The sequence below is a fragment of the Rhodothermales bacterium genome (assembly GCA_039944855.1).
In the GTDB taxonomy this organism is placed as follows: Bacteria; Bacteroidota; Rhodothermia; order Rhodothermales; family JANQRZ01; genus JBBSMX01.
Window position 1 is genome coordinate 119,118 of the sequence record JBDUXZ010000037.1, and the last position, 20,569, is coordinate 139,686.

A 20,569-nucleotide genomic window follows, 5' to 3' on the forward strand; every position below is an offset into this window, starting at 1 on the left:
CTACAAGACTCCAGACGATCAAGATAGATACAACAATAATAGAAGATACAACTAGAAGTAAGATATAACTAGATAGACTCCCTAGATAGAAGACTACAAGAGATCCAGAAAGACCACTACAACCCCTCTTCTTTCGCCGCCTCACCCAATACCTCCATTTGCGGCCTCATCCGATTTTTTGGCGCCGACATCCGAATCCTCCCCTCCTTGTGGTCGCAACACGCCCTATCCCTTCCCTCTCACCTATCAACGTTCTGCCGTCTCTATCGAATAGAGAGGTCTCTATCACGTAGAATGGTCTCTCTCTATCACATAGAAAGGTCTCTATCAGCTAGAGAAGGACGCCAACACATCCATTGACATGACCTGTTGCCGCTTCCTTCCCATACACGACGTGCTGCCATTCTAAGACGTGACGTGCTGCCACTTCCTTCCCATACATGACTTGACGCCATTCAAAGAGAGACGTGCTACCATCCACATAGACGTGCTGCCATTTCCGACGTGGCCTGAACCTGAATGTGTCCTCTGCCATTGCTAAGCCTTTGATCCAGCATTGGGCTCCAAATCTGGCGCTGTCATTGATCAGCATTTGGCCCTGATCCAGCATCAGCCTTTGATTCGGCTGCCAGCTTTGATCAGCAATTGGGTCTTGATCAGCACCGGCCTTTGATCCGGCCGTTGGCTTCGACCAGCACTTGGCCCTGATCCGGTGGCAGACCGCCAATCTTGCGTAGGCTTCGATCAGCATGAGCCTCTGATCCGGCGGCAGGCCCTGCATCCTACGAAGGCTTCTATCAACTCAATCCATTGATCCGGTCGCAGCCTCTACCTGCATCGTGCTTCGCCCTTAATCAGCCCCAGAATTCGCCGCCCCTTTGCCCTCCCCTCTTAACGCGGTCGAACCGGACGAGCGTAGCGGGCCTAACAGGAGCATCTGCGGATCGATGAGCATCCGTGGGTCGATGAGCATCTATGGACCGTTGAGGGGCATCTGTGGGCCGAACAAGAGCAATCGAATACGAAGCATCAGGATGTCGGTGGCGCGAGATCAGCGGCTACCAGATGCGCCTCAACGTACCCTCTTGATGTCTGGCTCGCCGCTGATCAATACGGTCGCTTCCTAGAGGCATACGACGCGATATGATGCCGTGCTGTAGTGCTTGCGTCCGCACTCCGGACATCGCGCCAACTTGCTTGACTCCTTCATCGTTACCGTCTACATTGCCACACCCCGCTGCCTGGTACAGCAGGTGAAGGGTAACTCTGTTGTGCACTTAGGTGCAGCACAACATTACTGTGATGTAAACAGCGCAAGAAGTCAGCCTCAGCCCCTCAACCCCAGAATGGTTCAGCGATGAAACGCCTTCTTCTACTCTCTGTAGTTTTGGTGTTAGTCCTCTATCCGATTCCCTTGGTCGCTCAATCCCCTCAAAGCGACTCATTGGAGATTAATCCATTTATAGACTTGGTTGAAAGGTCGAGATCTCTTCCTGATATAGAATCCCATATTCTGATCTCACCCAATATGTTCGAATCACTAAATAGTATTCTAACAGAGACCTTTGAAGAGGCGGGAGACACACCCCAGGATCAGGTAGATGCCATGGCAATGGCATCGACCTACCTATACAATGCTAATTCCGTGGATCAAAGATATCTATGGGGCAAAGATGCAATAGAACGAATGATTGCAGGTGTAGATAACGTTAATGAAGTTCTGAGAAGTGCACAATTGGAACAGTCTATTGGACTAGGAACCAATTTATGGTCCGATGAGAACTTTCGAAACGCAGCGGATCAAGTAGGAGATTGGGGCACTGCAATTGGACTCCTTGCTTCTGCTGCCACTATACTAATACCTCAAGAAGACAGAGGCGGTCTACCTCAAGTAGGATTGGGTATTACCGCACTCTCCAAATTCGTAGGCACAATCTGGGGAGGACAGACGGGGAACAATTTTGAAGACAAAACCCGCTTCATCGAATTTACGCGTTCTGCTTATGAAGACATGAGAGAGCGAAATACTATGATAGCCCTATATATTCAAAGCAACGAAGCTTTCAAAAGTGATCTAGTTAAATTCAAACAGGAAATGTATGATAGTGCCAGCAGCACTGAGCTTAAGCGGGAAGCAATTCTAAACACTTCTTTCTTTGTAACTCAGTATGACAACATTCTAACACAGATACCGGCTCTGTACGAGGTGTATCAAAAGCTAGTGACAGATTACTGTCCTGATGTATTCATTCACCCGACCCCTGCCGCTGCAAAGTGCGAACCTGAAGTTTCAGGTGTAAAGTATACCCTAAAGGGCGATCCAAGAGATAAAATCCTGGAAGCCGCATCGATCGTAGAAGACTTACAGCGTGCTAGGGCTAGCTCAAACAGCCTCCGCCTCCTTACTGCACAAATGCGATCCGCATTCTTAAACGTTTGAAACGCAATTCAAGCACAGATATGTCTAAACTTCCATTCATACTCGGAATATGCCTCGTCGTTTCTGGCTGTGCCGCTTCGGAGCGGGCAGGGACGGAAAGCAAATTCGTAGAACTGACAGGTGATGGTCAATCGGGGTTGTACGACTTGTCAGACACCAATATTCCCGCGCAATACCTAGAAATGGTGAGGTCGGCAATCAATCGCGCGGATTCGCTTTCATTGAGTCAGACGTTTCTTGCTGCCGTAGGGGAGAAGACGGATTGGAGCTATGTGAGCAATGACATAGGGGGGGAAACAGTAGCTAAAATACTAGAGGCCCGGGTGCACTCGATCGACAGTCGCCCTATTCGCCCAAGTCTCGCATTTTACACACCACCTCGTGTTGGCCGCGACATATGCAATGGGTGGAGTTGGTGGGGACTGAGGCGGACGGCTTCAACCGGCTGTACGTCGAATGGGACGGTCTACAAAAGTCTTGAGAGTATCTCGGATGACCCCAAAGTCTTAGCTGGTTTCCTCCTTCATGAATGGCTCCATGTAGCTGGCTTCGGGCACGACGGCAATTTTCAACAATGCAGCGAACGGAAGCGCAACTCTGTTCCTATCTATGTTGACTGCTTGTCTCAGGCTCATCCTGACCCCGAACAGGTCGCGCTTTGCTCGCTTGCTTGCTCGGGTGATAGCGAACGTGAGTGAGGCGGAGAAGAGTAACCCATTTAAAACGTTGACGTAGGGGCTCACATGCAGAGAATCAGTATGCAGGCATCCCAGCTTCCGGCCTCCGCATAAGACCCACGAAGAAACCAAGTGGAAAACCAAGATGGCTAAGTCGAAATCAGGCTACAAGATCGAAACCGTCAGCGCCAAGGAAGCCCACGAAACCCTCTCCAAGCTGCGTAAGGGCAAGGGTGGAAGGAGCAAGTACCAGCCGATGCTAGAGGCCGTGCAGAAGGCCAACAAGGGCGATTTGGTTACGATCAAGGGCGTGCCGAAGAGCGAGGTGCAGCCGATGCGCTCCTACATCTACGGCGCCCTCGACAAGGAGGAGTACACCGTGAAGAGCGCTCGGGAGGACGAAGAGGGCAACACCTACACCGTGGTGGCCGGCCGCACCGTGGATTTCGACTGATCCTACCTATGCCGGTCGTTGTGGTAATGGAATTGCGGGGCTCAGCTGTTTCGCATCATAGGCCTCATGCGGCTACAGCCTCACCGGACCGGTAGACAGGGTACGGCCCCCGCGACTGGTCTATTTGTAGATACAATGGGCACTTCGAGACTATGAGAAGACCTAAGTGGATCGCCATGTCCGTACCCATCTGGTATCTGGTGCTGCTATTGGTGCCGTTCACCTTCCTTGGCTTACCCATGTGGCTCACCGGAGGGAGGATCGCACTAACGCTTAGTCTGGTCTATACGCTAGTCAGCTCGTTTGTGGCAATCGGTTTCACTTGGACCTATTTGAGCCTAATCATCAAGGAAACCAGTCGGCTCAACAGTTCTGGCTCTCGTCCCAGCAGCTTCGGTGACAGGGTCAAGGCGCACTTTGCAGACCTTCAATCCTCTGGCGTCGGATTTTTGCTCGTCGTTGTGATAGCCGGGTACCTACTGATATCTATCCCATTCGGGCTGGCCTACTCCCTTGCGGGAGACCTCACCACCAGTGACTCAGTATGGGACAATGTGCTGTTCAGCACCAACTTGCTTTCCACGGTAGTATTTGGAGATATAAAACCTGTCGGCTTTGGAAAAACGTTGGCTTCCATCCAAACCATCGTGGGTTTGATTTTTCAGGTCATGGTCGTCGCTCTCGCCATTGCTCTGGTGATTCCGGACAAGGAATAGCCACGTGCCCATTACCCACGGCTGCACGCCGACGAAACGCTCTGCCGTCTTGCCTCTCACCACCGTCCTCGTCTACGTTGCCCCGTCCCGCCGTCTTGCCGCGTGCTGCTGGTGAGCGGCCATCCGTTATGCCCACTCTAACCTTAGACCGTGTCTGACACAAAGCCGGACTACTCCTCATTCGAGCATGGAGGACGCCGTTTCTCTGTCCGATGGGGCAACCTACTCGTCTCGCAGGCCCAGGCTCGTGAGATGACAGAAGAAGAGGCCGCTTCCCTACTGAGAGTGTGGGGCGCCGCCGCGCTGGAGGAATCAGACCGCGACCCTTCCGGTTACATCTACTTGGCGCATATGCCCGCCACAGGACACTACAAGGTTGGCTACAGCAAAAAGCCAGAGGCCCGTGTCAACCACTTCGACGTGCAGATGCCAGTCGAAGTAAAGATGCTTCACTCGTTCCCAGCCGATGACGCTCGCGCCTGCGAACAGCAGATCCACAACTGGGCGGAGCCGTGGCGTGTCAACGGGGAGTGGTTCGCGCTCCCCGGCGGGCAGGCTTTGCTGATCCAATACTACCGGGGATACGAGAACGGCCGGTTCGTAACCGATCCTAATGAGGTGCCAAACCTCATTCAGGACCTTGGGCAACTACCACCTAGAGAGTTTCAACCGCACCCTGAGTCTTTAGCCATAGCAGAACAAGGGCGAAAGCAGAGAGAGAAGGACCTCCGTGAGCGCCAGAACTGGCCTGAACTAGAGCGAGACCTGCCAGCTTCGAAGCCAGACCTCAAGCGCCTGTTCAGCCATGTTAGATCTGCTATCAGCTCAGAGGGCTGCGACCACACGCTCAGGCACACTCTCTCTTGCTCAGCAGCTAATAATTTGCCTGAACAACCCTTAGTCACGTGGCTTCAGCACGGAGGCGGATACTGCGACTGCGAGGTGATCGCCAACGTCGCTGAAATGTGGGAATGGCGGCTGTGACAAGGCTGCGCCACGTGGGCATAGCCAGCCTCCCCACCCGCCTTAGGGCACTACAGCCTTGCCTCTTTCCACCGCCAGCGTCTACGTTGCCTCATCCAACCGCTTCGATACCCGGTGCGGCTTAAGTGCCACCTTGTTATACCGCCCTCCGACCTGTGTACACTGATTCCCCGTTGAGGCCAGGTGTTCTGATCGTTGACGACGATGCCATCGTCCGTTCAGTCTGGGCGAAGTTGCTAGAGGATAATGGCTTTTCGACGGTCGAAGCGAAAGACGGAATTGAAGCAATCGAAAAGCTGTCTGCAGCACAGGAAGGCATCCACGTGATTTTGCTAGATCGCATGATGCCCAGGATGACCGGGGACGAATTCCTTAAGCACATTATCAATACTCACCGCTGCCACGTATCGGTTATTATGATAACAGCTTACGATTCAGAAGAAAGCAAGCTTAAGTTCTATGGCCTGCGGTCTGAATACGTAATTCCGCACCGATATATTCCGAAGCCATCAAATTGGGAAAGCCTTTTGTCGAACGTTAGAAGCTCTGCCGATTCGGCAATAGATAGACGTAATAACACAAGCAATTCAGAAATGTCTCGAATGCGAGATGATATCCAGAGGCTACACGAGAATACCTTAGCCATGCAGAGATTACTAGCAGAGCTTCCTACAAAGACACAAGTTGAGGGTATACGTGCTGAGATGGCGAAGCATAATAGAAGCTTTCTGTCAGAGATTGGAATGGATTTGATTAGGGCGCTTGTCATAGCCGCTGCAATAGTTGCTATTCTCTCCTTAGGATTGCCAGATCTGATTCAGAGACTTATTGGGGCGGTATAGTCTGTTGAGATCGAGTGGCATTCCGCCGCTCCAGGAGTACCAGCCCATTGCTGCATAGGATCATGTGGGTACTTGCATGTTGAACCGTGGCGCCCTCATCGTCCGCCCCGCGCAACCGTACCTCGATTGGGCCGCCAGCTTGGACGACTCCGGCATCCTACCGGACCCCCACGACGAGGTGACCATCTACTTGGTCCCGGAATACGAAGACGACCTAGAAGCAGATAAGGTGCTCAAGCGGGTGTACGCCGAAGTCTTCGAGCGCGAGCTGTTCGGGTGGTGCACCGACGAATCCCTCTGGCCAAAGCGCCGGACCCTCGCCCTCTTCAAGGCGTGGTTCACCGTCGAGATGCACTCCATCGTAGAGGATCTAAGCAACGCTCCCCTAGTCGATGACGACATCTAGATGGGCAGCAGATGGGTATGGAAGCCTCAGCTAGGTTGTGACGTAGCTGCAACGGGAATCAACTGATTGACTCAGGATTAACGCAAGCTATTTATCCCATTATCGTGACAGTCGGATTTACGTGCCCCACCGGATTTGGCCAACAAGAGGGGTATAAATCGTCCTTTTTAGCTTACTAATCCACATTCTCGATCACCGGCCGTTGCTCTTCACACAAACCCAACGACCATAAAGAGAAGATACATAGATAGATGACAAACCACTAGAGAAGAATATATAGATCGAGTAAGGAGGCTAGACAGACGACACAGTCTAAGAAGACAGACTACGACAAGCATCTATAAGAGACAACTAAGCAGACTAATAGAGCTGTTTTTTTCACACGCTGACCTTTTATCGCCGCATTCCCGCTAGAGCACGTTCGCCAGCGTCTATGTTTTCTAAACCAACCGCTCCGTCTCGTGCTGCATCTGAGTGACGGAATGTTATGTTAGGCCGCTTCAGAGACGGTATAAAAATACAATCACGTCTAAGCTACGGCACTTGGCAATCAGCAATAGAGATGGAACCTGACGACACGACGCCCACCACCTCCGTAACTCGGGCCGATATCCAAGCTATCAGTCCTTTCACCCAAGGACTGAACACATTCCTTGTTAGCCACGGCCTACCCACAGACAACGTGCTTGTCAGTGTAGAGGAGAGACGCAGGGTCATTGGAAACATCGGGGACGCTCTGACTAGGCTGGACACCGACCAGCGAGGACGTGCCCTTTACGTCTCCAAATTCACTGCTGCCGTAGCTGCAGGGCTTTTTGATGCAGCCCTCACCTACCTGTGGGATGAGACGGTCCAAGAATTACGGCGCCGAATCGCGCACTACGACCTCTCGTATTTCTTCGATGTTGCTGTAAAGAGTCCGGACAAACGGAAAAGACTTCGGACAGCCGACGACCTCGACAAGATCGACGACGCCGAGCTACTCGAAGGAGCTCGAGAGATTGGCCTGATCTCAAATGTGGGCTACCGTCAACTAGATCACATCCGATACATCAGGAATTGGGCCAGCGCTGCTCACCCAAACCAGCATGAGTTGACCGGTCTCCAGCTAGTAGCATGGCTCGAGACATGCATCTTGGAAGTTGTGGCGCTCCCGCTCTCTGTTGTCGTCGTACAGGTCAAGCAACTGCTTGTTAACGTTAAGGCGTCTGCCTTAGACGAAACTAGAGCGAATCAAGCTGGCGCGTTCTTCGCCGATCTAGATAGAGAGCGCGCGGAGAGCTTGGCGAGTGGATTCTTCGGCATCTACGTCGATCCTGATTCGACAGAACAGACGAGACAGAACGTCCGGTTCCTACTGCCTAGGCTCTGGCCATTGCTGAATGACGACGCAAGGAGACAGCTTGGCGTTCGCTATGCGCAGCACGTAGCCAATGGCGACGAACAGCCAGCTACCCTTGCAAGAGCCTTTCTTGACGTAGTCGACGCGGCAACGTACATCCCCGATCCAATTCGGGCCGCAGAAATCCAAGAGGCGCTTCAGGACCTGCTCCGCGTGCACAGAGCCAACCTCAACAACTTCTACAACGAGCCTGCTTTCGCAAAGAGGCTTAGCGCGGTAGCGGGGGCCACCGGTTCTATCCCTGATGCCGTTGAGCCGGAGTACGTTCGCGCCCTTGTGGAGGTGTTTCTTACAAACGGCCACGGAATCGCTTGGAATGCTGAACCAATCTACAAGGCACTGATTGAGCAGCTCACTCCACAGCAAGCAGCACGAGCTCTCATCTCCTTCACGGATCAAACGATAGCTACGAAACTCCAGCGCCAACTCAGCCGGACCAAGTTTGCAGAGTTGCTTACCCTCATTGAGAACAAGCTTGCGTCTCCCATAGCGCGAGAACTGCTCGCCGCTGTACGGGCTTTCACGGGCCCATTTGAGAAAATGGGCAACGATTCAACTGTTCAGCGCCGTGTCGCCGTGCTTAGGGAAGTATTGGGGTTATGACGCCCAACGCCCCTGCCGCTTCACGCCTGTAGCATGCTGAGGCGTCCTTGCTTCGTCCGAGCGTCGGCGTCTACTTTGCATGCTCTACCGACTGTGCGCATGGGGCGGCTGAACATCGATCCGTACGGCCCCCGCATCTCGCTCTGTTGAAGCAGGCCATGATTCGATAAGGTGGCTCCTTGTAGTCTAGCTTTTCGCATCGCCAATCTCAGACAGCATGGATGTTGCTTCTTTTTTGAGGACGTTCTCCGTTCGGTCGGAACGGATCATGTGGTTTCTCGGAGCGGGCGCTTCCCTCTCGGCAGGAATACCGACTGCGTGGAACATGATATGGGAGTTCAAGCGGGCGCTCTTCTGCTCGGAGCAGCGCGTTCCGATCTCTCACGTCGAGAATCTTAACGACGAGCGGGTCAGGCTCCGTATCCAATCGTACCTCGATGATCGAGGGGACTGTCCCACCCAAAATGCCCCCGATGAGTACTCCTTCTACTTCGAGCGGGTGTATCCAAGCGCAGGGGACCGTCAGCATTACATCGACCAGTTGGTCAGGAAAGGGTCGCCTTCATACGGACACATTGTTCTCGCTTCTCTCCTCCGTACTGGCCGGTCTAACGTGGTCTGGACTACCAATTTTGACCGGGTACTTGAGGACGCTATCCTTCCCTTACTCGAAAGCAGCGGCGATCTCGTCGTTGCGGATCTCGCTCATACAGCACTCGGAACGGAGGCTCTTAGGAAGCACAACTATCCTCTGTACGTCAAGCTCCACGGGGACTTCCAGTCGAAGGAGCTAAAGAATATTGCAGACGAGTTGCAGAGTCAGGACGCGACCCACCGCAGGAACCTGATTCAGGCGTGCGGCGGACGGGGGCTTGCCGTTGTCGGTTTCAGCGGCCGGGACAACTCCATCATGGACACCCTTGAGGAAGCAATTGACGATGGTCACGGCTACCCTGACGGGCTTTTCTGGTTCTCGAAAACAGGGGCACCGGTCTTCAGTCGAGTGACACAATTAATTGAGAAGGCGCGTTCTGCGGGGATCGAGGCCTACCTCATTGAGTCGGAAACGTTCGATGAATTGATGGGCGACCTGTTAGTCTTAGAAGACAAGAAGGATTGGTCGGAGAAGGTGTTGAAGCGGCTCGACAGCCAACGCCCCCGGTTGTCAAATGCTCTGGTTCCTTCATGGGAGGGGACGTGGCCTGTCCTTCGCTTCAACGCTCTCCGCGTGGAGGCTTGGCCCGCGACCTGTCGCTTGATCAAGTGCGGAGTTGGCGGTCAGAAGGAGGTTTACGAGGCCATCGAGGCGACAGGAGCTGAAGTCGTTGCTGTTCGACGGCGGGTCGGAGTGCTCGTCTTCGGGAGCGACTCCGAGGTTGACAAAGCATTCGGGAGCTACAAAATCGACCACCGCGACCTCTATACAATCCAAGACCACCACCTCAAAGACTCGTACCAAGAGCATGACCTTCTTTACCAAGCCTTAGCCCAAGCCATTGGACGAGAACTGCCAGTGTACGTGCGTCGGAAGGGGCGGAGAAGATTTATTGTCGCTGACCCTGCGGCTCAGAATGAACCGTCGTACCGGCCCCTCAAAAAGACTGCACGCTCACTTGGGGGGCAGGTGCCAGGTACTAAGGTGAGGTGGGCGCACGCTGTCCGAATCCGTCTCGACTACAAGAGTGACAGGTTGTGGCTCCTTCTAGAACCAACGCTCTGGTTCGAATCCCCCGGTGACGCTGCACTGGCAGACAGAGCCAAGGAGTTTAGGCGTGATAAGCTCGCAAAGCTCTACAACAGCCAATTCAACGACCTAATCGTCGGCTGGGCCTTCCTGCTCTGCGGGGGGAGAGGCACATCCAAGATCCAGGCATTCGGCATCGCTGATGGGGTAGATGCCTCGTTCTTAATCACTTCCATCACTGCATTTAGCCACCGCACGGCATGAGCGAGACAACTGCATCTTCTTTTGCCTTACCCGCCCACGGACTGCTTGGGGAGCCCGAATTGCTGTTTCACCCCGACCGGGGCAACGATACCGATATCCACCCTCTCAACGGCCTGCTCCGGTACGGCCCTTACAGCCGCTCCCTGATCAATGGCGTCTTGGACCCCATCCGGGTCGGTCTAGTCGTGCCTCCCCATACGCGTGGGGTTATTAAGCACCTGCTGGAGGAGTTGGAATCACCGCAGAGACCACAGGAGAGACAGAAATACCTGCCTCCCTACCCCGGCTTTGCCAAAATCTTCGGGCTCCGAATTGTGCCTGCTTCATCTTCCACATGGATACAGCTCCCCGACGACATCGATAGTAGGATCATCGATGCTGAGAAACCGCACCTCGTGCTGGCTGAGGAATTGACGAAGTCGATTAAGGCCATATGGAACAATGGTAGACAGGAGTGCGACGTTCTCCTGATCTACCTCCCCGACCGGTGGCATACCGCGTTCTATGGACCAGAGGGCGATGACTTTGACCTCCACGACCATGTGAAGGCAGTGGCGGCGCAACTCAAGGTGCCGACGCAAATCATCCAAGAAGAGAGCGCGCTGACTTACAGGTGCCGCGCAAGCGTTATGTGGAGGCTGGGGCTTGCCCTGTACTGCAAAGCCGGCGGTGTGCCGTGGAAGCTAGCAGGGTCGGCACCCGAGGCCGCATATATCGGCCTTAGCTACGCCGTAAGGCCAAAGAAGTCCAAGGGGGCGCGGTTCGTCACATGTTGCAGTCAAGTTTTCGACTCCGACGGAGCAGGGTTAGAGTTCCTGACTTACGACACTGACGAGGCCTATGTCGAACGACGGAACCCGTACTTGACTAGGAACGAGATGATGAGAGTGATGGCAAGGAGCCTCAGCCTCTATCAACACCGCCACGGTGGAAGAAGTCCTAAAAGGATCGTCGTACACAAAACGACCGAATTCAAGGATGACGAGGTTGAAGGGTGTTTTGACGCCTTCAGGGCAACCGGCGAGGTTGACCTCGTCCAAGTGATAAAGAGCGCTGCATGGAAGGGCGTGCTCATTGATGAACCGACGAGCGGCCGCAGGGGGCAGCCCGCTCGGTTCCCGTGCCGAAGGGGATCGTTTTTGCCTCTGACGGGGCGTGATGCGCTGTTGTGGACCCAAGGGAACGTCCCCGAGGCTGCAAGAGGAAGGGACTACTACAAAGAGGGCAAGGGAATCCCTACACCACTGCTACTACGGCGATTCGCGGGTCATGGAGCATGGGATGAGACCTGTAGGGCCACACTTGGTTTAACGAAGATGAACTGGAACAACGACAGTCTGTACGACCGGCTCCCCGTGACGCTGGAGTATTCCGATGCTCTTGCTAGCGTGATCAAGCGTTTCCCTGCTGCGTCAAATGGACTGTACCAGTTTCGGTACTTCATGTAGTATGTACTTCATGTAGTATTTGGCACTACTTATCAAACCCACCACCGTTCTTGGCAGTCTTACTCACACTTCAAGCTCAAGGGTGCGCTCCCGCTCCAATTCGACGAAGTGACGACGCGAACAATCGAGTACATCGACGTGCTCTGGCTGCAGAAGAACGCCATCGTAGCTGCCTTCGAGGTGGAGAGCACGACGTCCATCTACTCCGGCCTTCTCAGGATGTCGGACCTCATCTCGATGCAGCCGAACCTCAGCATTCCCTTGTACCTCGTCGCGTCGGATGACCGGCGAAACAAGGTGTTCGAGGAGGTCAACCACCCGACCTTCTCCCGCCTCGCTCCCCCTTTGGTCGATGTCTGTCGCTACATCGCGTTCGAGACGCTGAAGGACCGGTTAGCGGCCGCTGGCGACTTCATCAAGTACCTGAAGCCGGAGTTCCTACAAGAGCTGTCCGAAGAGTGCGCACTTGAGGAATGACGGTTGTTCATGTGCTGCGACCGCCCGGGTCACCGCGACACGCGCGTGCTGGCAAATCGGTCATGACACCTCCAACCGCGTCGGAATCCCCCGCTTCCCGGCCTCTTCCGCCACTAGTTGCTGCAGGTTGGCCACCACCGTCTTCCGGTGCCTTTCTTCTTTGAACCACAAGGAAAAGCCGTCGTGCTGCCACAACACGATCCGCCACAACGGCCGGGCCTTCTTCGCCTCGTCGATAGCGGCGTAGATGACCGGCGCGAGGATGGCCATTTCTTCCGCTTGCGCAGCTTGTGCCAAGGCGCTACGAGCCGCTGCCTTACGCTGATCTATGGTACGGCCCTCCACCTTGATCCAACGACCGAAGCAGTCCGTGAGCCCGCCGTCGGAAAGCACGCGCTCGAACACCCCCTTCCGAGCTTCTAGTAGCGCGGCGATCAAGGGGTGTTGCAATAACAGCCGCCCGGCCTCCTTCGGCTTCATCCCGAACACCTCCTCGATGACGCGACGGTGTTTGTCGGCGTCGGCGTCGAACTCCTTCCCGAAACGGCCAAGATTCCGCTTCCCCATCCCGTAGCTCAACCCATAGACGACGGCCTTGAGCGCGTCCTTCACTCGCTCGTACAACCCCCTCGCCTTGATATCCGCCACGTCGCCGCCGAGATGCTGGATGAGGTCGGGCCAAACAGAATAGTTCGGATCTCGCAGCGTCTCGATCACGCTTTGCACGTTCCAGCGCACGGCGTTGATAGCAAGTTGGGCGTTCGAGAGATCTAGCTCGATCCACCCGGCCAGCGAAGCCCAATACTTTCGGACCTCCGACTGCAGCATGGCGATGTTCAGTCCATACGGAGACAGCCGGACCGTTTTGGGCGACGTGTGGTAGAGCGGCTTGGGGTCGAGCAACATCGCTTGGCACACGCCGATGGCGTACCTGCGGGATGCCGGTTCGCCCGCGAACGTCGCTTTGATGAACGCCTCCACCTTCTTGATGAAGTCGGGCTTTAGGAGCGCCGCAAACGGCCGCAGCGGCAGCGTAAGAACTAGGTAGTACAACAGGCGGCGAGCGATTTCGGGCACGTCAGAACGGGCCTCAGCCTCCTCTACGAACGCCTTCGCTTCCTTTGCGGACTTCGCTCGGGTGGCTTTTCGCGTAGCGGGTTCGCCGGTGCGTAATTCGACGAGCGGCTCCATGATCCCGACGTCCCGTTCACGTCGCAGCGCCGCCTTAATGGATTTCGGCACCTTCAGATAGAGGCAGTACGTGCAGTGCGATCCCGCCCGGTAGTCGCTGAACTTCACGGTGATGGCGCCGCCCGACCCCTCCTTCACAATGTCGGCGAACTCTTCGAGGTAGCGTATGTGGGGGAAGTTTCCGTTTTTAGCCCGCTCCCGCTCCTCCTCCCCCGCCATGTCGGCACTGAGGTAAGACGGTGTAGGCACGGGATGTTTGAGCACGCCGAGCACGCCGTCGTTCCTTCGATTCCCGGAATCGAGCAGGTAGGTCAGCTTGAGGGCGAAGTCCCCATGTTCGCGTAGCTGAGGACACACCTCGCACAACGTTTCGTAGTAATTCGCTGTTGCCGTCTTCCTGTATCGGACGTACCCCCGCTTACCCTTGGCGTGGGGCGGCAGCGCAAGGCTCGCGAGACGGCGATCCTCGAACTCGCGCAGCCACGCCACCCGACGAGCCATTGCCCGACGCCTGTTGTGAGGAGAAGCAAGAGCCGCCAAACTCGCTGATGGCCCCGCACTCTTACCCTGAACGGCCCGCCCCTTCTTTAGTCGCACATGACGACGTTTTTTGTAGCACAATTGCGTGACACTCTCGTTATCCATGACGGTGATCTTGAACGTGGTAACGGGATGTCGGTGACGGCCTTGACTTCCGTTCGACGTTGACCGTGCGTCGGCGCTGGTCTTCGCTACCACATTGGTTCCGTGCGCGGCTGGCGCTATCTCGCGGCGTGGTGTTCTCTTACTGGCTGTAGATCGTGGTAGAGGATTGGCGTTGGCACGCTGGAAGCTGAAGTGTGTGCTTGGCGGGGAAGCGAGCACATAGGGCAGCGTGCTCCGAGAAACGGCTTAGGCGACCGGCCTCACGCAAGCGTCCTCGTTCGCTCACCAGAGGCCGGGGGAGCCCGCGCGGTTCCGGATTCGAAACCACGCGTGACTCCCCCGTCCAATCCGCAAGCGCTCGTTTAATTCGGCGGGAACCCGTCGATGAGGTTTTGGATGAGCCGCCCGAGCCGCCGGTACTTACGGATAAGGAAGGCGAGATATAGGCCCGCCGGCTCCTCGTCGCCGTCGGTGATCCGGCGTGCCCATCCGGCGAGACCACCGTCAAAGGCGTCGAAATACATCTCGCGGAAGTCCGCGCAGTCCAGCTCAAGCTTCAGAACGCGGGCTGGTGCCGTACCGTCGAGACCCGCCCACCGCAGCATCTTCGCGGCGGCGTAGTGGGCCCACCTGTCGCGCGAAGAAAGCGGGTGGTGATTGTCGAAGTTCTCGCCGTCGTCGGTCGAAGGTGCGTTTGCCAGAACGACGGCCCTGCGATCCAACACTTTCGCGTAGGTCTCAACGTAGACCCCAGCGTTGTCTGCGTCGAAGCCGTCGGCGTCTACGATCCGCTTGAGAAGGGCATCCCGCTCGATGGCGCGACGTCGATCAAGCTCGTCCATCTTTTCGAGCTCCCACAAAAGCCCGGCCGGTTCGGCATTGAACGCCGCCCGGGCGCCTGCCTCGTCGAACTCGACCGAACGTGGCCGTGACTGCTCGCGGATGGCCCGAAGAAGCGCGGTCGCGAGGTCGCGATCGTTGCCGTCCGGTAGTGCTTGTAAATCGTGCATGGTGATAGAAGGATTGGAGAGCAGCGCGGGCTGCGGGGGCAGTGCGGTGGTGGCCGCATCACACTCAGTGCGCAGGCTGCTCAGGGTAAGGGAAAGGTGCGGAGTCCACTTTGGCTCGCGCACGTGCTTGGTAGCGCCCTTCCCAACCGTTTACAGAAGTCGCCATATAGGTGCGTATTATGTCTTCCGATTTATAGGTGCCATTTTGAGCCAAAAACCGCACTTTTGAAGGCACGACGGGGAGCGCTACGAGGTTGTCACCGGCCAGCAACTGGACGCCGAGCGCCCGAATGGGCTGGGAGGTAGATGAGCGTGGCCGACTGGTTCACCTACGGAGACGCAGGTTGGCCCACGATTACGATCAAGGTTCGCCGCCAAAACGAGCGCCGCCATCCAGCGGGAACCGGACGGCGGCGTAGCCTGCGAGATCGGATTGCTTAAGTGAATTCGCCGTTTTTAGCTCGACGGCGAGGCTTTATGCTATAGAGTTGATTGCGAGAACTCTGGGACGATCACGGCGCCCTCGACGGGTAGGGTTGCCGGGGGGGTGGACTGGGCCGTGACCCTGTTAATCTCGACCGATGTCGGCAGCATCTCTGATGAGCGTTCGAGCATCGCTGATGGTGGCGAAGCCCTCAGGATGCAATTCCGTTCATGCGAACACGTCATCAAGCTCGCTCTTAAGGTGCTCGTTGGCCATGTGCACATAGAGCATGCTCGTGCTCACGTCAGCGTGCCGCGCCGCTTCCTTTATCACGTACAGCGGCTTACCGGCTTCGGCGAGCTTGGTGCAGAAGCCGTGACGCAACCCGTGGAACGTGATCCTCCGATTGATCCCGGCGAGCTTCCTCGCCGCCGTAAACGCCTTCGACGCACGCTCCACGAAAGGGCGCACCGTTCGATTGCGGCTCCCGTTGCCGGGGGGTGTGAACACGTAATCCTCCGTCCCGCCCCTCTTAACCATGTCGAGCACGGCGACGGCGCGGGCGTTGAGCGGGATCGTCTGCTCCTTGCCGTTCTTCTGGACGTGGATCGTGATGAGCCGCTTGTCGAAGTCGAGGTGGCCCCAACGTAGCCGCGCCAGTTCGCTCGCCCGCATGCCGGTGCAGAACGCGAACAGCATGAGCGGTATCCGCCAAACGAGATCCCCTTCTTGGATGTACCCCTTTTCGTGCTTCTCCTGATAATCCATGATGACCGCGATGCAGACGGCCTGCAGTTCGTCCTCCGTTACCGATTTGGGGAGCTTGTGGGGCTTACGAGGGGGCTCCACGCCTTCGAGAGGGTTCGCCTCTATCATCTTCTCCTTGTGCATCCACCGAACGAACACCCGAAGGTGACGGAGATATGTGATCTTGCTCGTCGCGTTTAGATTTCTAGATGCGAGGAAGGTCTGGACGTGAGAAGGGCGCAGCGCTTCGGGGTTCGCGACACTGTCCACGCTTTCGACGAAGCTGCTCACAACGAAACGATACATCTGTTGTGTGCTGCCGCTCAGGTTGCTTTTCGCATCGAAGAACGCGTCAGCGGCTTCGGCTAGATTCGTTCTCTCCGGCCGCTGCGGTCGTTGATCCCAAGGGTCATACCGCCCTCTGGCATGATCTACTTCGAGCGCTGCTAGAGCCGCCGTTGCCGCGCGTTTATTCCCCGTACGCAGGGGGACGTACTTCCTTTTCGGTTGCCGCGTGGGGTCGTAGAACACGGCGTAGTACAGCTGCCCCTTCTTTTGTAGCGTTGCCATCGCGCTTCCCTCTCGATCTGAGGTCACGCGGAGATGCGCATGCTATCTACCACCCCAAGACTTCCGCATATCTTCCGCAAGAAGCGGAGCGGCATGGCCCGTAGCTCAGCTGGATAGAGCGGATGACCGTTGCTCGGCACAACGAAAAAGGCCCCAGAGGTAGCTCAGTGAGCCGTTCTGGGGCCTTAGTATCTGCGTGCCCGGGAGGATTCGAACCCCCGGCCTTCTGATCCGTAGTCAGACGCTCTATCCAGCTGAGCTACGGGCACGGGTCCTGCAGGGCTGCCAAGATACGGACGTCACGCCCCTCGCCAAATGAAGAAAGCGTAGGGCCGGCGGAGTCTTAGGGTCCCGTGCACGTCCCGCGCGCCCGGAAGCCCGCCTGCCGCACGACGTCGAACGCCGGCGTCACCGACACGTCCACGACGTAGCCCGCCCCGACGAACCCGAACCCGTCCTCCACGTTCGTCAGCGCGTTGGGGTCGACGAGCACCTCGGGGTCGTAGGTCCCCCCCCGCGGCACCCAGTCCTCGCTGGAGACAACGGCGCGGAGGCGGAAGTCGAGGAGCGCCACGTTGTTGCTCGGCGCGAGTTCGTCGAGCACCCGCCGCGCGTCGGCGAGGAAGTCCGTCGGCACCTTCCAGCCGAACTCGAACGGCTCCGCCGGTCGGCTCACCGGAACCACCTGCGTCAGCACGTTGCAGTCGGGATCGGCGAGGATGAAGACGGCCTCGGCCTGGTTGAGACGCGGCGCGGCGGGCCACAGCGCAGAGACGACGAAGGCTCCGATCGGCCGCTCGGACGGCTGCGCCAGCGCCTCCACGAACGGCGGCACCGTCACCTCCGCGCGCGAGACGGCCCCGTCGGCGCGGCGGGCTTCGATGCGGTACCGGTCCCGGTAGGCCGGGCTGAAGTCCGCGTGGTAGATCGTGCCGAAGCGGCCGTCGCCGAACAGCACGAGCGAGTCGGTCCACACGACCTGCTCGCCCGTCATGAGGTTCGTCGACACCACCTCGGCGCCGACGAGGGCGGGCTCGCGCGGGTTGATGTCGGGCTCGAACGGGACCACGCGGAGCGTCTGCCGCTCCACGGTCGGGTCGAGCACGCCGTAGAGCGTGTAGGGCTTGTCGGCGTCGAACGTGGGCTCGACGGAATCGGCGCAGCCCACAGCGACGAGGGCGAAGAAGAGGGCGAGAAACGAGGGTCGGAACGGAGGCATAGGGAAGCGGCGCCGCGTCAGTTGAAGGCGGCCTTGAGGCCGAACGTGGGCACGACGGGGAGTTGGTCCACGCGCTGGAGCGTGAACACGTCGTAGGCGAACAGATTCCGCCGGTCGTATGCGTTGATGAGCCCGGCCTGCGCCGTGAGGCTCAGCCGGTTCAGCTCGAACGTCCGCTCCACCGACACGTCGAGCCGGTGGTAGGTAGGGAGCTCGGCGTTGAACGGGCGGTCGTAGACCACGCGCGGCGTGCCGTTCTCGGAGTAGGGGTCGAACACGCCGTCCATCAGCACGAACACGTCGAAGCCGAGCGGGCTGCTGAAGGGGAGCCCGCTGCCGAACTGCCACCGCGCCGAGAGGTCGAACCCGGCGACGTCGACGGAGACGAGGGCGTTGACCTGGTGCCGACGGTCGTGCGAGGGCCGGTACTCGATCGTCTCCTCGCCGAACCACGTCTCGTAGCGCTCGCTCGACGCGGCGTAGTTCACCGACGCGAGGCCGTAGTTAGCGAACCCGTAGAACCGCCCGGCGCGGACCTCGACGCGGGCGTCCATCCCCTTCACGTCGCCCTCGGCCGACTGGAGCCGCGTCGTGAGGCGAGGGAACGCCGTGAACTCGCCGACCGAGAGGTTCGCGAGGTCTTTGTAATAGCCCTCGACGGCGACGTCGAGCCACGGCGTCGGGGTGACGCGGTAGCCGGCGATCGCGTGGATGGCCTGCGGCGTCTGCCCCTCGGGCGCGATCGTCCACGCTGTGAAGATGCTCGTCGCATCGCGCCGGTCCGCCACGCCGACGACGGGCTGGTTGTAGAGCCCCGCGGCGCCACTTAGCTGGTGCGGCCCGGCCTGCCACTTCACGCGCCCGCGCGGCTCGAGGAACGTCTGGCCCTGGTTCGGAAGCGTGGTCAGCCGGAGCCCGAACGCCACGTCGAGCCCCCCGCCGATGCGGAACTCAGGCATGAGGTACGCGCCCGCCTCCGTCACGTGGTCGCGCTCCGTCTCCAGGTTCTGGAACGCCCCGCCGAGCGCGCTCTCGACGGTCGTCGTCCGCAGGAAGACGCCGGCTTGGAGGTCGGCCACGCGGAGGTACTGCGTCATGTTGACCTCGGTGCCGAACTGCTCGATGTCGGACATCCGCGGCGGCGGGTCGGTGAACTGCGGGTCGCGCGGGCCGAGCTCGGTCGAGAAGCGCGAGCCGGTGAGGAGGACCTCGGCGAGGATCGGCAGCCGCGTGGGCACGAAGACGTAGCGCCCGCCGAAGGCCGTGTTCTCCCACCGCACCTCGTCGGGCCGCGGCGCGGCGAGGTTGCCGACGACGCCGCGGTCCCACGTGTGGAGCGCGGTGACGGAGAGCTGCCCGCTCTGCGCCACGTCCACGTGGAGCTTCCCGAACACGTCGCCGAAGTCGTAGGGCAACTCTTGGTCGACGAGTTGGGAGGCGCCCTGCTCGATGACCGAGATCCGGCCCGAGCCGAGGAACGAGGCCCGGTCCGGCACGAGCGGCCCCTCGATCGTCACCGCGCTGACGAAGGGCGCGACGGAGGCGGAGGCGTTGAACCGCCGCTTGTTGCCGCTGCGCGTCGCCACGTCGAGCACGGACGAGAGCTGGCCGCCGAAGCGGGCGTCGTAGCCGCCGGCGTAGAGGTCGGCGCGGTTGAGGATGTCGGAGGGGAAGGCGGAGTAGAAGCCGAGGACGTGGAACGGCTGGTAGAGCGTGATCCCGTCGATGAGCACCTGGTTCTGGCTGGGCTCGCCGCCGCGGATGAAGAGCTGGCCGCCGCGGTCGCCCGTGCTCACGATGCCGGGGACGGTCGAGAGGTAGCTCGCGAGGTCGCCCGAGACGTCGGGCGTGGGGACGAGCTCGATGTCCTGCACGCGGATGCTCTGGAGGCCTGCCGTCACGTTCGCCGCGCCCGAGGTCCGCTCGGACTCGACGGTGACGGCGTCGAGCTCGGTCTGCCCCGTCGTCAGCCGGATGTCGAGCTGGAGCACCTCGCCGGGTTCGAGCGCGAGGGAGTCCACGTAGGGGTCGTAGCCGAGGTACGTCGCGCGGAGCACGTGCCGCCCCGGCGGCACGGCCGGGAGGTAGTAGAAGCCGTTGACGTCGGTGGCCGTGCCGCGCAGCTCGCCCGCCGCGTCCTCCACGACGACGTTCACGCCCGGCAGCGCCTGCCCGTCGTCGTCGTCGGTGACGAACCCGCGGAGGGCGGCGGTCTGCGCGAGCGCCGAGGGCGCCGCGACGGCGAGGAGGGCCGCCACGAGCAGGGCGCGGATCGGGTCGAACGGCTGCTTCCGCATCGGGGAGGGGTGGAGCGAGCGAGAGGAAAGGGGGACGCGCGAGCGCGCGGGGCGCGGTCTTTTCGGAGC

At 58.4% G+C, this 20,569-nt stretch carries 16 protein-coding genes and 1 tRNA gene; 10 read left to right on the forward strand and 7 right to left on the reverse strand.

What is annotated here, in order from left to right; translation table 11 throughout:
• Nucleotides 1-331 precede the first annotated feature (331 nt).
• Nucleotides 332-751 (reverse strand): hypothetical protein, encoded by a 420-nt coding sequence (locus ABJF88_18420; protein ID MEP0548916.1) that lies wholly within the window; start codon nt 749-751, stop codon nt 332-334.
• A 606-nt stretch (nt 752-1,357) separates the two neighbouring features.
• Here ABJF88_18420 and ABJF88_18425 point away from each other — a divergent pair.
• The 10 genes from ABJF88_18425 (at nt 1,358) to ABJF88_18470 (ending at nt 12,397) form a co-directional block, all read left to right on the forward strand.
• Nucleotides 1,358-2,440, forward strand: a complete 1,083-nt coding sequence (locus ABJF88_18425) for a hypothetical protein (GenBank protein ID MEP0548917.1) — start codon at nt 1,358-1,360, stop codon at nt 2,438-2,440.
• Between the two features lie 822 nt (nt 2,441-3,262).
• Complete coding sequence (locus ABJF88_18430; GenBank protein MEP0548918.1) at nt 3,263-3,571, forward strand: hypothetical protein; 309 nt, start codon at nt 3,263-3,265, stop codon at nt 3,569-3,571.
• A gap of 176 nt (nt 3,572-3,747) precedes the next feature.
• Nucleotides 3,748-4,287: an ion channel gene (locus ABJF88_18435; GenBank protein ID MEP0548919.1), complete on the forward strand. Its 540-nt coding sequence runs from the start codon at nt 3,748-3,750 to the stop codon at nt 4,285-4,287.
• 150 nt (nt 4,288-4,437) lie between these two features.
• Complete coding sequence (locus ABJF88_18440) at nt 4,438-5,271, forward strand: DUF2695 domain-containing protein (protein MEP0548920.1); 834 nt, start codon at nt 4,438-4,440, stop codon at nt 5,269-5,271.
• A gap of 155 nt (nt 5,272-5,426) precedes the next feature.
• On the forward strand, nt 5,427-6,113 hold the full coding sequence (locus tag ABJF88_18445; GenBank protein ID MEP0548921.1) for a response regulator: 687 nt from the start codon (nt 5,427-5,429) through the stop codon (nt 6,111-6,113).
• Between the two features lie 76 nt (nt 6,114-6,189).
• A complete protein-coding gene (locus ABJF88_18450; protein MEP0548922.1) occupies nt 6,190-6,519 on the forward strand; it encodes a hypothetical protein in 330 nt (109 codons plus the stop codon).
• A 562-nt stretch (nt 6,520-7,081) separates the two neighbouring features.
• The gene (locus ABJF88_18455; GenBank protein ID MEP0548923.1) at nt 7,082-8,524 is read left to right on the forward strand and encodes a hypothetical protein; all 1,443 of its coding nucleotides are present in this window, start codon (nt 7,082-7,084) and stop codon (nt 8,522-8,524) included.
• A gap of 217 nt (nt 8,525-8,741) precedes the next feature.
• Nucleotides 8,742-10,472, forward strand: coding sequence for an SIR2 family protein (locus ABJF88_18460; protein MEP0548924.1), 1,731 nt, complete (start codon nt 8,742-8,744; stop codon nt 10,470-10,472).
• The gene (locus ABJF88_18465) at nt 10,469-11,920 is read left to right on the forward strand and encodes a hypothetical protein (protein ID MEP0548925.1); all 1,452 of its coding nucleotides are present in this window, start codon (nt 10,469-10,471) and stop codon (nt 11,918-11,920) included. The genes ABJF88_18460 and ABJF88_18465 overlap by 4 nt, the downstream gene beginning before the upstream one ends.
• Nucleotides 11,921-12,028: 108 nt before the next feature.
• On the forward strand, nt 12,029-12,397 hold the full coding sequence (locus tag ABJF88_18470) for a hypothetical protein (GenBank protein ID MEP0548926.1): 369 nt from the start codon (nt 12,029-12,031) through the stop codon (nt 12,395-12,397).
• 60 nt (nt 12,398-12,457) lie between these two features.
• On the opposite strand, the gene ABJF88_18475 is transcribed toward ABJF88_18470, so the two are convergent.
• The 6 genes from ABJF88_18475 to ABJF88_18500 all read right to left on the reverse strand — a co-directional run bounded on the left by ABJF88_18475 (nt 12,458) and on the right by ABJF88_18500 (nt 20,500).
• Nucleotides 12,458-14,077 (reverse strand): hypothetical protein, encoded by a 1,620-nt coding sequence (locus tag ABJF88_18475; GenBank protein MEP0548927.1) that lies wholly within the window; start codon nt 14,075-14,077, stop codon nt 12,458-12,460.
• 518 nt (nt 14,078-14,595) lie between these two features.
• Nucleotides 14,596-15,243 carry a hypothetical protein gene (locus ABJF88_18480; protein ID MEP0548928.1) on the reverse strand — a complete coding sequence of 216 codons (648 nt, stop codon included), beginning with the start codon at nt 15,241-15,243 and terminating at the stop codon, nt 14,596-14,598.
• A gap of 652 nt (nt 15,244-15,895) precedes the next feature.
• The gene (locus tag ABJF88_18485) at nt 15,896-16,984 is read right to left on the reverse strand and encodes a tyrosine-type recombinase/integrase (GenBank protein MEP0548929.1); all 1,089 of its coding nucleotides are present in this window, start codon (nt 16,982-16,984) and stop codon (nt 15,896-15,898) included.
• Nucleotides 16,985-17,179: 195 nt separating this feature from the next.
• Nucleotides 17,180-17,253: transfer RNA gene (locus ABJF88_18490), tRNA-Arg, on the reverse strand.
• 74 nt (nt 17,254-17,327) lie between these two features.
• Nucleotides 17,328-18,203, reverse strand: a complete 876-nt coding sequence (locus ABJF88_18495) for a hypothetical protein (protein MEP0548930.1) — start codon at nt 18,201-18,203, stop codon at nt 17,328-17,330.
• Between the two features lie 17 nt (nt 18,204-18,220).
• A complete protein-coding gene (locus tag ABJF88_18500) occupies nt 18,221-20,500 on the reverse strand; it encodes a TonB-dependent receptor (protein ID MEP0548931.1) in 2,280 nt (759 codons plus the stop codon).
• Between the last annotated feature and the right edge of the window lie 69 nt (nt 20,501-20,569).